The sequence below is a fragment of the Pseudomonas sp. Pc102 genome, from assembly GCF_018408275.1.
Classification (GTDB): Bacteria; Pseudomonadota; Gammaproteobacteria; order Pseudomonadales; family Pseudomonadaceae; genus Metapseudomonas; species Metapseudomonas tohonis.
Genome location: NZ_AP021905.1, coordinates 5811727 through 5823373, shown reverse-complemented (window position 1 = coordinate 5823373; position 11647 = coordinate 5811727). Strand labels below are relative to the sequence as shown.

Genomic DNA, 11647 nt, shown 5'->3' with positions numbered 1-11647 from the left:
CACATGGTCGGCATGCTGGACAGACCGGATCGCGAGGTGATCCTGGTGGTGGACGACACCCCGGACAACCTCGAGCTCATGAGCGAGCTGCTGATGGACCGCTATCGGGTCAAGGTCGCCGGCAGTGGTGCCAAGGCGCTGAGGATCGCCGCCGGGAACATGCGCCCGGACCTGATCCTGCTGGACGTGATGATGCCGGAGATGGACGGCTACGAAGTCTGTGCGCGGCTCAAGGCCGATGCCGCCACCCGCGATATCCCGGTGATCTTCCTCACCGCCCGCAGCGAGATTGCCGACGAGCAGAAGGGCTTCGACCTCGGCGCGGTGGACTACATCACCAAGCCGATCAGCCCGCCCATCGTCCTGGCGCGGGTCCAGGCGCAGTTGCAGCTCAAGGCCACGGCCGACTTCCTGCGCGACAAGAGCGAATACCTGGAGCTGGAGGTGCGCCGCCGCACCCGCGAGATCCATCACCTGCACTACGCCACGATCGAGGCCCTGGCCGGTCTGGCCGACATGCGCGACAACCCCGACGGCAACCACCTGCTGCGCGTCGAGCTGTACATGCGCCTGCTGGCTGGCGCGCTGGCGCGGCAGCAGCCGGGGATGGCGGACGAGCTGACCGAGGAACGTATCGCGCTGATGGCCAAGTCGGCGCTGTTGCACGACATCGGCAAGGTGGCGCTGCCCGATCGCGTGCTGCTCAACCCTGGGCAACTGGAGGGCGACGACCTGCGCCTGATGCAGAGCCATACCCGGCTCGGCCGCGAAGCGCTGGAGCGCGCCGAGGCGCGCCTGGGTGGGGTGGGGCAGAGCTTCCTCGCCTATGCCAAGGAGATCCAGTACGGCCACCACGAGCGCTGGGACGGCTCGGGTTATCCACAGGGCCTGCGTGGCGACCAGACACCGTTGTCCGCACGCCTGATGGCCCTGGTCGATTGCTACGACGAGCTCACCCGCTACCACCCCTACCGCAGCCGCCTGAGCGGCGACGAGGCGGTGATGCGCATCAGCGCCGGCAGTGGCAGCGAGTTCGACCCGCTGGTGGTGCTGGCCTTCCTCGAAGTGGCCGACGGCTTCGCCCGAATCGCGGAACGCCACGCCGACAGCCGCAGCGCCATCGAGGGCGAGCTGCAGCGTCTTGAGGACTCCATCGCCGAGAGCATCGAGCTGACGTTGCCGGAGTGAGGCTCAGCGCCAGTCCAGCTGCAGGGCTTCCTGCCAGGCGAAGCGTTCGAAGTGGCTGGCGATCACGTCCTTCATCCGTTCCAGCTTCTCGTTGTCGGCGGCTTCGACCTTGAGGGTCAGGCCGCCGGCTTCGGCGTGCAGCGTGCCGAGGCCGAAGTCGAACTCGATGCGGCCCTGGTGCTCGTCGAAGCTGACCGGGATGCGGTGGGCGAAGTGCTTGCACAGGCGGCTGATGTAGCGCGCCGGGGTGTCGGTGGCGACATGGGCGGAGGCGGTGAGGCTCATGCTGGGTTCCTGTTCGTCGTGTGGAGCGGCGGGCCGTTCAGTGGGCCCCGCGTTCGCGAGGGTGACGCCACGGCTGGAGTGCCCCGTCGTCATCCCCGCCAAGCGGGGGCCCGCTGGAAAACCTTCAATAACCCGCGGTGAAGCGCTGGCGGACGTGCTGCGGGTTTTCCAGCTCGTCGATGATGGCCACGGCCAGGTCGGCCACGGAGATGCTCGCCGGGTGGTCGCCGTCCATCAGCAGCTCGTTGCCGCCGAGGCGGAAGCGGCCGGTGCGCTCGCCGGGCTGCAGCAGGGCGGGCGGCGAGATGAAGCTCCAGTCCAGCGCGGTTTCGGCCTGGATCAGGTTGAGCGCCTGGCGCGCGCCCTCGGCGCCTTCCTTGTATTCGGCGGGGAAGTTCGGGGTATCGATCAACTGCACGCCCGGGGCGACATAGAGGCTGCCGGCGCCGCCGACCACCAGCAGGCGGCGCACGCCGGACCGGTTCACGGCCTCGAAGATCGAACGGGTGCCGGCGATGAACTGCTCGCGGATGTCGTCGCGGCCCCAGCCCGGGTTGAAGGCGTGGACGACGGCGTCGTGCCCGGCCAGTTGCGGCGTGGTGGCGGTGGCGTCGTGGATGTCGGCTTTTACGGCCTTCAGGTGTTCTTGGGCGGCGAGCTTTTCCGGGTGGCGGACCAGGGCGGTGACCTGGTGGCCGCGTTGCAGGGCTTCGGTGAGCACGGCGGAGCCGACGAAACCGGTGGCACCGATGAGGGCGATCTTCATGCTGTTCTCCAGGGATCGAGGTGGTGATTCGAGGTGATGAATCATGACTTCTGGATAATCAGCGGAAAAAGTGGCAGAAAGCGCTTTCACAATTAAGCAGGGCTTACGAATGGAGCAGCTCAAACGCATGGCGGTGTTCGCCATGGTCGTGGAGAAGGGCTCGATGGTCGCCGCAGGCGAGGCGCTGGGCATGAGTGCCTCGGCGGTCAGCCAGCAGATCCGCCGGCTGGAGGAGTCGACCCGGGTCAGCCTGCTCCATCGCACTACCCGCAAGCTGACCCTGACCGAGGCCGGCAGCCTGTTCTACCGCAGCTGCGCCCAGGTGCTGGAACTGGCGCAGCAGGCCGAGCAGCGCCTGGCGGAGCTGCGTGACGCGCCGGTGGGGGAATTGCGCATCGCAGCGCCCGTGGGCTTTTCCGGCCGCGTGGTGACCGACGCCCTGGCGCCCCTGCTGGAGGCGCACCCGGGGCTGAGCCTGCGGCTGTTCTTCCACGACGAGCAGATCGACCTGGTGGAGCAGCGCATCGACCTGGCCATCCGCGTCGGCACCCTGGACGACTCCAGCCTGGTGGCGCGGCATGTCGGCGACTGGCCGATGCTGCTGTGCTGCGCACCGGCCTACCTGGCCCGGCACCCCGGCATCCAGCGCCCGGAGCAACTGCTGGCGCTGGACTGGGTGACACTCGGCAGCGATCGCCACCAGGGGCCGCTGACGCTGCACGGGCCGGGCGGCGAGGTGCAGCGCCTGCGCATCGAGAGCCGGGTGGTGTGCAACAACATCCTGTCCACCCGCAGCTTCACCCTGGCCGGCTTCGGCCTCTCGCTGCAGCCGGAGCCGGAGATCAGCGAGGAACTGACCAGCGGTCGCCTGCTGCGCGTGCTGCCGGACTGGCAGCCCGGCCCCATCGGGCTCTACATCGTCACCCCGCGCCGCGACGCCCAGCCGGCCAAGGTGCGCTACGCCATGGATGCGTTGCGCCACACTCTGGCGCGCCGCGGATAGTCGCGCGGGCCCGCATGCCGTATAAAGTCGGACGATGTCCGCCCGCAAACAGAGGATTGGCTACAAAGCAGCATGAAGACTCCAAAACGCATTGAACCGTTGGTGGAAGACGGCCTGATCGACGAAGTGGTCAGGCCCCTGATGAGTGGCAAGGAAGCATCGGTCTACGTTGTGCGTTGTGGCGGCGAGTTGCGGTGCGCGAAGGTCTACAAGGAGGCCAACAAGCGCGGGTTCCGCCAGGCTGCCGAGTACCAGGAGGGCCGCAAGGTACGTAACAGCCGTGACGCCCGGGCCATGGCCAAGGGCTCGAAGTACGGGCGCAAGGAGCAGGAGGAGAACTGGCAGAACGCCGAGGTCGCGGCCCTGTTCCGCCTGGCCGCGGCGGGCGTGCGCGTGCCCAAGCCCTATGACTTCCTTGATGGCGTGCTGCTGATGGAGCTGGTCACCGACGGCTACGGCGATGCCGCGCCGCGCCTCAACGACGTCGACCTGACGCCCGAGGACGCCCGCGAGTTCCACGCCTTCATGATCGGCGAGATCGTCAAGATGCTCTGCGCCGGCCTGGTCCATGGCGACCTCTCGGAGTTCAACGTCCTGCTCGACCCGTACGGCCCGGTGATCATCGACCTGCCCCAGGCGGTGGATGCCGCCGGCAACAACCACGCCTTCCGCATGCTGGAGCGCGATGTCGGCAACATGGCGTCCTATTTCGGGCAGTTTGCCCCCGAGTTGCTCTACACCCGTTACGCCAAGGAAATGTGGGCGCTCTACGAGGACGGCAAGCTGACCCCGGAGACGCCGCTCACCGGCGAGTTCGCCGAGCCGGAGGATTCCGCCGACGTCGACGCGGTGATGCGCGAGATCAAGGCCGCCCTGGCCGAGGAAGCCCGGCGCCAGGCGCTGCTCAACGAGGACGAGGACAAGGCCCGCGACGAGCCGCCACCGCCGCCCTGGATGCAGAATTGACACTGCGGCATCGGCTCGCTTGACCGGGGCCGATCCGCGCAGGACCATTGCGCCCTCGGATCACCGCGTTTGCAGGGGAGAACACGCATGCAAGGGCAACTCGAAGTCGTCGAATACCTGAAGGATCTGCTGCGCGGCGAGCTGGCCGCTCGCGACCAGTACTTCCTGCACTCGCGGATGTACGCGGACTGGGGCTTCACCAAGCTCTTCGAGCGCATCAACCACGAGATGGAGGAGGAGACCGAGCACGCCGATGCCCTGCTCAAGCGCATCCTCTTCCTCGAAAGCACCCCGGACATGACGCCCAAGGCCATCCATCCCGGCGCCACCGTGCCGGAGATGCTGCGCTCGGACCTCAACCTCGAATACGAGGTCCGTGCCGCGCTGAGCAAGGGCATCACCCTGTGCGAGAAGCACAAGGACTATGTCAGCCGCGACATCCTCGCCCTGCAGCTGCAGGACACCGAGGAAGACCACGCCTACTGGCTGGAACAGCAACTGGGCCTGATCGACCGTGTGGGCCTGGAGAACTACCTGCAATCCCAGGCCTGATCGGGTCCGCACCGACTCACGCCGAGCCCCCGGAGGGGCGTCTCCCCGAGAGACGCGCCTCCGGGGGCTTTTTCATGGCCGCATCCCTGTATCACGCCATTTGCGGGCATCTGTATCCATACAGGTGCCCGATGAGCTGCTAGCGTTGCCTGCCCGCCCTACGAGTGCACGCCATGCCCTTGCCGCACATCCTCCTCGCCCTGCTGGTCACCCTGGTCTGGGGTGTCAACTTCGTCGTCATCAAGCTCGGCCTCGCGGAATTCCCGCCGCTGCTGTTCTGCGCCTTGCGCTTCGCCCTGGCGGCGACGCCGCTGCTGTTCCTGCGCGGGCCGATGCCGGCGCCGTTGTGGCGGATCGTGCAGATCGGCCTGCTGCTGGGGGTGTTCAAGTTCGGCGTGCTGTTCATCGGCATGAAGATCGGCATGCCGGCGGGGCTCACGTCCCTGGTGCTGCAGAGCCAGGTGTTCTTCACCATCCTCATCGCCGCCCTGCTGCTGGGCGAGCGGCCCAGCCGGCGCGGCGTGCTCGGCCTGGCCCTGGCCGCCTCCGGCCTGGTGCTGATCGGCCTGGAGCGGCCCATGGGTGAAAGCCTGCTGGCCTTCGCGCTGGTGCTGGTGGCCGCGCTGGCCTGGGCCTTCGCCAACATCGCCACCAAGCGCGCCGGCGCCAGCGACATGCTGCGGCTGATCTGCTGGGTGAGCCTGGTGCCGCCCTTGCCGCTGCTGGCGCTGTCCTGGGTGTTCGAGGGGCCGCAGGCGATGGCCGCCGCGTTCGAGCACGCGACCCTGGTGGGCTACGGCTCGCTGCTGTTCGTGGCCTTCGGTGCCACCACCCTGGGCTTCGCCATCTGGAGCTTCCTGCTCAGCCGTCACCCGGCGAGCCTGGTGACCCCCTTCGCCCTGGCGGTGCCGATCTCGGGGCTGCTCTCCGGCTGGCTGCTGCTGGACGAGGCGCTGAGCCCGTCGGGCTGGCTGGCCTGCGTCATCGTCTTCGTCGGCCTGGCGATCACCGTGCTGCCCAAGGGGCTGCTGGGCCGCCTGGTCAGTGGCAGCAGCCGCCCGACTCCAGGTCCTTGAGGATCGGGCAGTCGGGGCGGTGGTCGCCCTGGCAGTGGTCCACCAGTTCCTGCAGGGTGTCTCGCAGGCCGGCCAGCTCGGCGATCTTGCGGTTCAGCTCGTCGATATGGTCGCGGGCCAGCGCCTTGACGTCGGCACTGGCGCGGCCCCGGTCCTGCCACAGTTGCAGCAGCTTGCCGACTTCCTCCAGGGAGAAGCCCAGGTCCCGTGAACGGCGGATGAACGCCAGGCTGTGCAGGTCCTGCTGGCTGTACTGGCGGTAGCCGCTGTCGCTGCGACCGGCCTCCGGCAGCAGGCCGATGGATTCGTAGTAGCGGATCATCTTCGCGGTGAGCCCGCTCTTCTTCGCGGCCTGGCCGATGTTCATGCATCTGTCCTCTTGGGTTGAGGTGTCTGGGCGCCCCTTGCGGGGCGCTTGGCGAATGAATTCGCCCCTACCAGAACAGCGTCCTGGCTTCAGTCTTCCTTGGGTTCGTACCCGGCCGGTTTCCAGGTCTTCAGCAGCAGCGCGTTGCTCACCACGCTGACGCTGGAGAGCGCCATCGCCGCGCCGGCGACCACGGGGTTGAGCATGCCGGCGGCGGCGAGCGGGATGCCCACCAGGTTGTAGATGAAGGCCCAGAACAGGTTCTGGCGGATCTTGCCATAGGTGCGCCGGGCGATCTCCAACGCGGCGGGGACCAGGCGCGGGTCGCCGCGCATCAGGGTGATGCCGGCCGCGTGCATGGCCACGTCGGTGCCACCGCCCATGGCGATGCCGACATCGGCGGCGGCCAGGGCGGGGGCGTCGTTGATGCCGTCTCCGACCATCGCCACCACCGCGCCGCCGGCCTTGAGCCGCGCCACCTCGGCGGCCTTGTCGGCGGGCAGCACTTCGGCGTGCACGTCGTCGATGCCCAGCGCCTCGGCCACCACCCGGGCACTGCCACGGTTGTCGCCGGTGATCAGGTGGCTGGCGATGTGGCGTTCCCGCAGGGCCTGCACGGCCTCGCGGGCACCGTCCTTGAGGCCGTCGCCGAAGGCGAAGAGGCCGATCACCCGGGGCTGGGGTTGCAGTTCCAGCAGCCAGGAGAGGGTACGGCCGTGGGCTTCCCAGGCCGTGGCCGATTCCAGCAGGGCGCCGCCATCGAGCCCCTGTTCGTCCAGGAGTCGACGGTTGCCCAGTGCCAGCAGGCGGCCCTCGACCACGCCCTGGATGCCGCGCCCGGTCAGGGACTGGCTGTCGTTCACCTCGGGCACCGTCAGCCCGCGCTCGTCGCAGGCGTCCAGCACCGCCTTGGCCAGCGGGTGTTCGCTGCCGCGCTGCAGGGCACCGGCCCATTGCAGCAGGGCGGCTTCGTCGCCATCGGCGGCGGCCAGGTTGGTGATGCGCGGGGTGCCGGAGGTGAGGGTGCCGGTCTTGTCGAAGGCCACGGCGGTGACGGCATGGGCCACCTCCAGGGCTTCGGCGTCCTTGATCAGGATGCCGTGGCGGGCCGCGACGCCGGTGCCCGCCATGATCGCCGTGGGCGTGGCCAGGCCGAGGGCGCAGGGGCAGGCGATCACCAGCACGGCGACGGCGTTGATCAGCGCGGTCTCCAGCGCGGCACCGGCCAGCAGCCAGCCGCCGAGGGTGGCCAGGGCGATCAGCAGCACCATCGGGACGAACACCTGGCTGACCCGGTCCACCAGCTTCTGGATCGGCGCCTTGGCCGCCTGGGCGTCCTCCACCAGGCGGATGATCCGCGCCAGCACGGTTTCGCCGCCCAGGGCGGTGGTGCGCACCCGCAGACGCCCCTCACCGTTGATGGCGCCGCCGGTGACGCGGTCGCCCGGGGCCTTGGGCACCGGCAGGCTTTCGCCGCTGATCAGGGCCTCGTCGGCATGGCTCTGGCCTTCCAGCACCTCGCCGTCCACCGGGAAGCGTTCGCCCGGCTTCACCAGCACCTCGTCGCCCAGGCGCAGTTCGGCGATGGCGATCTCTTCCTCGCGGCCGTCGCGCAGGCGGATGGCGCGCTCGGGGCGCAGGGCTTCCAGGGCGCGGATGGCGGCGCTGGTCTGGCGCTTGGCGCGGCTCTCCAGGTACTTGCCCAGCAGCACCAGGGCGATGACCACGGCAGAGGCTTCGAAATACAGATGCGGCACGTGGCCGGGGTGGGCGGTGGCCCACTGGTAGAGGCTCAGGCCGTAGCCCGCGCTGGTGCCGATGGCCACCAGCAGGTCCATGTTGCCGGCGCCGGCGCGCACGGCTTTCCAGGCGGCGCGGTAGAAGCGTGCCCCGAGGATGAACTGCACCGGCGTGGCCAGGGCGAACTGCACCCAGGCGGGCAGCATCCAGTGCAGGCCGAAGGGTTCCACCAGCATCGGCAGCACCAGCGGAGCGGCCAGGGCGAGGGCGACGAGCAGCGCCCAGCGCTCGTGGCGCAGGCGGCTGGCGTTGTCATCGCCGCGCGGCGCATCCGTATCCAGGGTGCGGGCCTGGTAGCCGGCGTGTTCGACGGCCTGCAGCAGCGTGCTGCGTTCCACCTCGCCGAGCAGCAGCAGGTGGGCGCGCTCGGTGGCGAGGTTCACCGTCACCTCGCCGACCCCAGGCACCTTGGCCAGGGCGCGCTCGACGCGGCCCACGCAACTGGCGCAGGTCATGCCGTCGATGGCCAGTTCCAGGCGCTGGCCCGGCACTTCGTAGCCGGCAGCCTCCACCGCCGCGCGCAGGGCCGGCAGGCTGTCGCCCGGCGCTTGCACGCGGGCCCGCTCGGTGGCGAGGTTGACGCTGGCGGTCTCCACGCCCGGCACCTTGGCCAGGGCGCGCTCCACGCGCCCGGCGCAGCTGGCGCAGGTCATCCCGGTGATGGGCAGGTCGAACGAAACGGATGGGCTCATGGGGCAATTCCTCCTGGATTGCCCACAGGATCGACCTTGACACGAGGGCAAGGTCAAGCGGCGAGTTGTCGCATCGCTTCGGTGCCCCATCTGTAGGGGCGAATTCATTCGCCCAGCGATCCACCCGGCGCACACGGCGCCCTCATGGGCACGTGCTTCTTTGTGGGAGCGGATTCATCCGCGATGGCCCGGCCCCCTTTCCAGCGGATTCCCGCGTTCGCGGGAATGACGGCGCGTTCACCTGCATCCTCGCGGGCCGGGAGGCGCCGCTTGGGCGGGCGCTGTCGGTCAGGGGTTGGCCAGCGCCGGGGTCAGGTACAGGCCGGCGGTGTTCATCGCCAGGCGGTATCTGCGGACTTCGCCGGCTTCCAGGCTGATGGACTGCAGGCGCTGCTGCTCGATGCCGGGCTTGCAGCGGCCGGGGCCGAGCAGGCCGAGGCGGATGGCGACCGGCCCTGGCGGGAGGTTGAAGGCGATGCTTTCACCCTGCACCAGGCGCGCAGCGAGCTGGTCCTGCAGGTAGAGGCCGACATCGCAGCTGGTGGGCAGTTCGACGCGTTCGCGGCTGACGATCAGCACGCCGTAGTCGATGGGGGATTGGGCCTGCGCCGAGCCGGCGAGGGCGAGCAGGGCGATCAGGCAGAGGCGGGTGGGGGACATGGCGGCGACTCCGGGACGGCATGCATCGAGTGTAGGGGATCGCGGCATGCTTGACCTTGCCACGGTGGCAAGCCCGAGACTGGCTCCAGTCTCATCAAATCAGGAGTCGATCATGCAGATTCTCAAGGTAAGCGGCATGTCCTGCGGCCACTGCGTCCGCGCCATCACCCAGTCGTTGCAGAGCCGCGACCCGGCGGCCGAGGTCCAGGTCGACCTGGGCGCGGGCGAGGTGCGCGTGGCCAGCCGGCTGCCCCTGGACGAGATGCTGGCGGCCATCCGCGAGGAGGGCTACGCGGCCGAAGCGGCCTGAGGTCCGGTCAGGCGCCCTGGTCCCAGTCGCGGAACAGCCCGCGGAACAGGGTGCCCACCAGCACGCCGGCCTCGCGCTGCGGATCGAACAGCTCGGGGTCGCGCGTCCAGTCGGTGAACAGCCCGATCATCTGCGCGTGCAAGGCGCGCGATGCCAGGCGCGGGGTGAGCCCGTCCAGGAGGCGCTCGACGCAGCCCGGGCGGGCGAACAGTGCCTCGCACAGGTCGATGAACTGGTTGACGAAGGCATTGTGACGATCCTCCGCCTCGCGCAGTTCCTCGGTGAACTCGCAGCGATGCAGGAGGATGGTGAAGATGCGATGGCGCTGCTGGTCCAGTGCCAGGGAGGTGATGGCCTCCACGCACAACTCGAGCAGCGATTGCAGCAGGTCGCGGCCTTCGGCGCCGTGCAGGCGCTGGGCCATCTGTTCCGGTGGCAGGCGCACCTGGTTGAGCATCTCGTGGAACAAATGGGCCTTGTTCTGGAAGTGCCAGTAGACGGCGCCACGGGTAACACCCGCCGCCCGGGCGATCTGCTCGAGGGACGTGTGGGCGACGCCGTTCTCGAGGAACAGGACCTCGGCGGCGGCCAGGATATCGCTGCGGGTCTTCTCCGCTTCTTCTTTGGTTCTGCGCATAGCAGTTGGACGAATACTGTCTAGGCTTCTGTTCGGGGGCCAGAGTTTACCGATTTTGCAGTCGGATACTGCTTTTACACACGTGAATGCATGTATCCAGCCTTGACCTGATTCCTGTTTTTGCCAACCAGGCGCTGTCATGGAATGGAGACGCACGATGCCGTTTACACCCTCTTTCACCTTTCCCCTGCGGTTCTGCGCCTTTGCCCTGGCCACGCTGAGCCTGGTCGCCGAGGCAGCCGATGCTCCGGCCAAGGCGGCCCCGCCGCCGCCGGAGGTGTTGGTGGAAACGGTGAAGGCGGCTGCCTTGCCGATGACCCTGGAGTACGCCGGGCGTACCGCCGGCTACCGCGAGGTCGAGGTCCGCGCCCAGGTCAGCGGCATCCTTCAGGAGCGCACCTACCAGGAGGGCAGCAAGGTGCAGAAGGGCCAGGTGCTGTTCCGCATCGACCCCCGCACCTACCAGGCCGCCCTCGCCAGCGCCAAGGGCGCGCTGGCCCAGGAGCAGGCGCGCTACCGCCAGACCGAGCGTGACCTCAAGCGCATCCGCGAGCTGCAGAAGAAGGGCTTCGCCAGCGAGAGCGAGCTGGACAACGCCGTCTCCAACTTCGAGCAGAGCAAGGCCAACGTGCAGGCCGCCGAGGCCAACGTGCAGGCCAAGCAGATCGACCTCGACTACACCACGGTGGAGGCGCCCATCACCGGCATGACCAGCAAGGAGACCCGCTCCGAGGGCAGCCTGGTGGTGGCCGGCGATCCCAACTCCAGCCTGCTGACCCAGCTCACTCAGCTCGACCCCATCTACGTCAATTTCGGCTACCCGGACACCGAGGCCGAGCGCATCCGCGAGGACGTGCAGACCGGCAAGCTGACCCTGCCAGAGGGCGGCAAGATGGCCGCCGTGCTCAAGTTCGGCGATGGTTCCACCTACCCGCTGGAGGGCCGCGTCGATTTCACCGACAGCTTCGTCAACACCGGTACCGGCACCGTCAGCGCACGCGCGGTGGTGCCCAACCCCGAGCAGAAGCTGCTGCCCGGGCAGTTCGTGCGGGTACTGGTCAAGGGCTTGAGCCGGCCCAGGGCGATCACCGTGCCCGAGCGCGCCCTGGCACAGGGGCCGCGCGGTACCTTCGTCTACGTGGTGGACAAGGATGGCGTGGCGCGCATGCGCGAGGTGAAGACCGGGGACACCTCCGAGGGGCGCTGGGTCATCGAGTCCGGTATCGCCGAAGGCGATCGGGTCATCGTCGAGGGCCTGCCGAAGGTGCGGCCCGACTCGCCCGTCAAGGCCGTCGAAGCGCAGGACAAGCCCGCCGCCCAGCCGAAACAGCCCTGAGGAGCGTCC

Annotated in this window: 13 protein-coding genes; 7 read left to right on the top strand and 6 right to left on the bottom strand. The window is 68.7% G+C overall.

From position 1 onward, the window contains the following. Window positions 1–3 precede the first annotated feature (3 nt). Window positions 4–1188: a two-component system response regulator gene (locus tag PHLH3_RS26615; RefSeq protein WP_213626409.1), complete on the top strand. Its 1185-nt coding sequence runs from the start codon at window positions 4–6 to the stop codon at window positions 1186–1188. A gap of 3 nt (window positions 1189–1191) precedes the next feature. On the opposite strand, the gene PHLH3_RS26610 is transcribed toward PHLH3_RS26615, so the two are convergent. Together PHLH3_RS26610 and PHLH3_RS26605 are read right to left on the bottom strand one after the other, a co-directional pair. Continuing rightward, entirely contained in the window at window positions 1192–1473 is a 282-nt protein-coding gene (locus PHLH3_RS26610) for a DUF2218 domain-containing protein (protein ID WP_213626408.1), read from the bottom strand. Between the two features lie 124 nt (window positions 1474–1597). Then, window positions 1598–2239, bottom strand: coding sequence for an NAD(P)-dependent oxidoreductase (locus PHLH3_RS26605; RefSeq protein WP_213626407.1), 642 nt, complete (start codon window positions 2237–2239; stop codon window positions 1598–1600). Between the two features lie 109 nt (window positions 2240–2348). On the opposite strand from PHLH3_RS26605, the gene PHLH3_RS26600 reads away from it, so the two are divergent. The 4 genes from PHLH3_RS26600 to PHLH3_RS26585 all read left to right on the top strand — a co-directional run bounded on the left by PHLH3_RS26600 (window position 2349) and on the right by PHLH3_RS26585 (window position 5836). Further along, entirely contained in the window at window positions 2349–3242 is an 894-nt protein-coding gene (locus tag PHLH3_RS26600) for a LysR family transcriptional regulator (protein ID WP_213626406.1), read from the top strand. Window positions 3243–3314: 72 nt separating this feature from the next. After that, window positions 3315–4208: a PA4780 family RIO1-like protein kinase gene (locus tag PHLH3_RS26595; RefSeq protein ID WP_213626405.1), complete on the top strand. Its 894-nt coding sequence runs from the start codon at window positions 3315–3317 to the stop codon at window positions 4206–4208. Between the two features lie 87 nt (window positions 4209–4295). Further along, window positions 4296–4760 (top strand): bacterioferritin, encoded by a 465-nt coding sequence (gene bfr / locus PHLH3_RS26590; RefSeq protein WP_111262019.1) that lies wholly within the window; start codon window positions 4296–4298, stop codon window positions 4758–4760. Between the two features lie 173 nt (window positions 4761–4933). Next, window positions 4934–5836, top strand: coding sequence for an EamA family transporter (locus tag PHLH3_RS26585; protein WP_213626404.1), 903 nt, complete (start codon window positions 4934–4936; stop codon window positions 5834–5836). On the opposite strand, the gene cueR is transcribed toward PHLH3_RS26585, so the two are convergent. The 3 genes from cueR to PHLH3_RS26570 all read right to left on the bottom strand — a co-directional run bounded on the left by cueR (window position 5802) and on the right by PHLH3_RS26570 (window position 9355). Next, entirely contained in the window at window positions 5802–6203 is a 402-nt protein-coding gene (gene cueR, locus PHLH3_RS26580; protein ID WP_173171598.1) for a Cu(I)-responsive transcriptional regulator, read from the bottom strand. The genes PHLH3_RS26585 and cueR overlap by 35 nt on opposite strands. 89 nt (window positions 6204–6292) lie before the next feature. Beyond that, window positions 6293–8695 carry a heavy metal translocating P-type ATPase gene (locus PHLH3_RS26575; protein ID WP_213626403.1) on the bottom strand — a complete coding sequence of 801 codons (2403 nt, stop codon included), beginning with the start codon at window positions 8693–8695 and terminating at the stop codon, window positions 6293–6295. A 288-nt stretch (window positions 8696–8983) separates the two neighbouring features. Then, entirely contained in the window at window positions 8984–9355 is a 372-nt protein-coding gene (locus tag PHLH3_RS26570; protein ID WP_213626402.1) for a hypothetical protein, read from the bottom strand. Window positions 9356–9467: 112 nt separating this feature from the next. On the opposite strand from PHLH3_RS26570, the gene PHLH3_RS26565 reads away from it, so the two are divergent. Further along, a complete protein-coding gene (locus tag PHLH3_RS26565) occupies window positions 9468–9665 on the top strand; it encodes a cation transporter (protein ID WP_213626401.1) in 198 nt (65 codons plus the stop codon). Between the two features lie 7 nt (window positions 9666–9672). Here PHLH3_RS26565 and PHLH3_RS26560 read toward each other — a convergent pair whose 3' ends face one another. Continuing rightward, entirely contained in the window at window positions 9673–10302 is a 630-nt protein-coding gene (locus PHLH3_RS26560) for a TetR family transcriptional regulator (protein WP_213626400.1), read from the bottom strand. 157 nt (window positions 10303–10459) lie between these two features. On the opposite strand from PHLH3_RS26560, the gene PHLH3_RS26555 reads away from it, so the two are divergent. Then, window positions 10460–11638 carry an efflux RND transporter periplasmic adaptor subunit gene (locus PHLH3_RS26555; protein ID WP_213626399.1) on the top strand — a complete coding sequence of 393 codons (1179 nt, stop codon included), beginning with the start codon at window positions 10460–10462 and terminating at the stop codon, window positions 11636–11638. The last annotated feature ends 9 nt before the right edge of the window (window positions 11639–11647 follow it).

What these genes read in the sequence shown, in the direction of transcription:
- PHLH3_RS26615 (WP_213626409.1), top strand. Translation starts at nt 4, where the DNA reads ATGGTCGGCATGCTGGACAGACCGGATCGCGAGGTGATCCTGGTGGTG.
- PHLH3_RS26610 (WP_213626408.1), bottom strand. Translation starts at nt 1,473, where the DNA reads ATGAGCCTCACCGCCTCCGCCCATGTCGCCACCGACACCCCGGCGCGC.
- PHLH3_RS26605 (WP_213626407.1), bottom strand. Translation starts at nt 2,239, where the DNA reads ATGAAGATCGCCCTCATCGGTGCCACCGGTTTCGTCGGCTCCGCCGTG.
- PHLH3_RS26600 (WP_213626406.1), top strand. Translation starts at nt 2,349, where the DNA reads ATGGAGCAGCTCAAACGCATGGCGGTGTTCGCCATGGTCGTGGAGAAG.
- PHLH3_RS26595 (WP_213626405.1), top strand. Translation starts at nt 3,315, where the DNA reads ATGAAGACTCCAAAACGCATTGAACCGTTGGTGGAAGACGGCCTGATC.
- bfr (WP_111262019.1), top strand. Translation starts at nt 4,296, where the DNA reads ATGCAAGGGCAACTCGAAGTCGTCGAATACCTGAAGGATCTGCTGCGC.
- PHLH3_RS26585 (WP_213626404.1), top strand. Translation starts at nt 4,934, where the DNA reads ATGCCCTTGCCGCACATCCTCCTCGCCCTGCTGGTCACCCTGGTCTGG.
- cueR (WP_173171598.1), bottom strand. Translation starts at nt 6,203, where the DNA reads ATGAACATCGGCCAGGCCGCGAAGAAGAGCGGGCTCACCGCGAAGATG.
- PHLH3_RS26575 (WP_213626403.1), bottom strand. Translation starts at nt 8,695, where the DNA reads ATGAGCCCATCCGTTTCGTTCGACCTGCCCATCACCGGGATGACCTGC.
- PHLH3_RS26570 (WP_213626402.1), bottom strand. Translation starts at nt 9,355, where the DNA reads ATGTCCCCCACCCGCCTCTGCCTGATCGCCCTGCTCGCCCTCGCCGGC.
- PHLH3_RS26565 (WP_213626401.1), top strand. Translation starts at nt 9,468, where the DNA reads ATGCAGATTCTCAAGGTAAGCGGCATGTCCTGCGGCCACTGCGTCCGC.
- PHLH3_RS26560 (WP_213626400.1), bottom strand. Translation starts at nt 10,302, where the DNA reads ATGCGCAGAACCAAAGAAGAAGCGGAGAAGACCCGCAGCGATATCCTG.
- PHLH3_RS26555 (WP_213626399.1), top strand. Translation starts at nt 10,460, where the DNA reads ATGCCGTTTACACCCTCTTTCACCTTTCCCCTGCGGTTCTGCGCCTTT.